Annotated in this window: 3 protein-coding genes (1 of these 3 only partly in view); all 3 read left to right on the top strand. The window is 72.3% G+C overall.

Translation table 11 applies throughout. The annotated features are described in order from the left end of the window. Positions 1-425 carry the end of a toll/interleukin-1 receptor domain-containing protein gene (locus FrCorBMG51_RS32195; RefSeq protein ID WP_476742242.1) on the top strand. Its footprint begins 1,345 nt before the window's first position, so 425 of the gene's 1,770 nt are visible here — the last part of the coding sequence; its start codon lies off the left edge, out of view; it ends in the stop codon at positions 423-425. Next, positions 356-910, top strand: a complete 555-nt coding sequence (locus tag FrCorBMG51_RS30070; protein ID WP_338052803.1) for a tetratricopeptide repeat protein — start codon at positions 356-358, stop codon at positions 908-910. The genes FrCorBMG51_RS32195 and FrCorBMG51_RS30070 overlap by 70 nt, the downstream gene beginning before the upstream one ends. After that, on the top strand, positions 907-1,151 hold a 245-nt coding region (locus FrCorBMG51_RS34245), incomplete at its 3' end, for a tetratricopeptide repeat protein (RefSeq protein WP_420848667.1). The genes FrCorBMG51_RS30070 and FrCorBMG51_RS34245, both read left to right, overlap by 4 nt.

Raw genomic sequence — 1,151 nt, forward strand, 5'->3', positions numbered from 1 at the left:
CGCGGCCGCCAGTCGGGCGGTGTGGGCGCACACGGTCGGGGCGCTGGTCGGGTACAGCCTGGCCCGCCGGGATCAGGACACGGTGGACGTACACCGGCTGGTGCAGGCCACCACCCGTCACCGGCTGCCGTCGGATCGGCAGAAGGTGCACACGGCCACCCTGCTTCGGCTGTTCCGGGCCAGCCTGCCCGGCGATGTCGCCCGCAACCCGCAGGTCTGGCCCAGGTGGCGTGCCCTGCTGCCGCATGTTCGCACCGTTCTCGACCGCGGCGGCGACAGCGCGGGAGACGACTCGGCATGGTTGTGTGACCGCGCCGCGGTCTACCTCCGGCAGGAGGGGCAGTTCGCACTCGCGATCCCGCTGTCCCAACGGGCGCTGGCCGAGTGGACGCTGGTCCTGGGCCCCAACCACCCCGACACGCTGACCTCCTGCAACAACCTCGCCGACGCCTACCGGGCGGCGGGCCGCCTGAAGGAGGCCATCGGTCTGCACGAACGGACGCTGGCCGTCCGAGAGAAAGTCCGAGGTCCCAACCACCCCGACACGCTGGCCTCCCGCAACAACCTCGTCAACGCCTACCAGGCGGCGGGCCGGCACGACGACGCCATCCGTCTGCACCAGCAGGCGCTGACCGACCGGGAGCAGGCTCAGGGCCCCGACCACCCCGACACGCTGGCCGCCCGCAGCAACCTCGCCGACGTCTACCGGACGGCGGGCCGGCACGACGACGCCATCCGCCTGCACAAGCAGACGCTGGCCGACCGGGAACGGGTCCGCGGCCCCAACCACCTCGAGACGCTGGCCTCCCACAACAACCTTGCCAACGCCTACCAGACGGCGGGCCGGCTGAAGGAGGCCATCGGCCTGCANGGCATGACGACGCCGTCGGCCTGTACGAACGGACGCTGACCGACCGCGCACAGCTCCAGGGCCCCAACCACCCGCGGACGCTGACCGCCCGCAACAGCCTCGCCAGCGCCTACCAGGCCGCCGGTCGGCACGACGACGCCATCCACCTGTACCAGCAGACGCTGACCGACCGGGAACGGATCCTGGGCGCGGACGATCCCGACACGCTGGCCTCCCGCAGCAACCTCGCCGACGCCTACCGGACGGCGGGCCGCCTGAACGACGCCATCCGCCTGTACGA

This window comes from Protofrankia coriariae, assembly GCF_001017755.1.
GTDB classification, from domain to species: domain Bacteria; phylum Actinomycetota; class Actinomycetes; order Frankiales; family Frankiaceae; genus Protofrankia; species Protofrankia coriariae.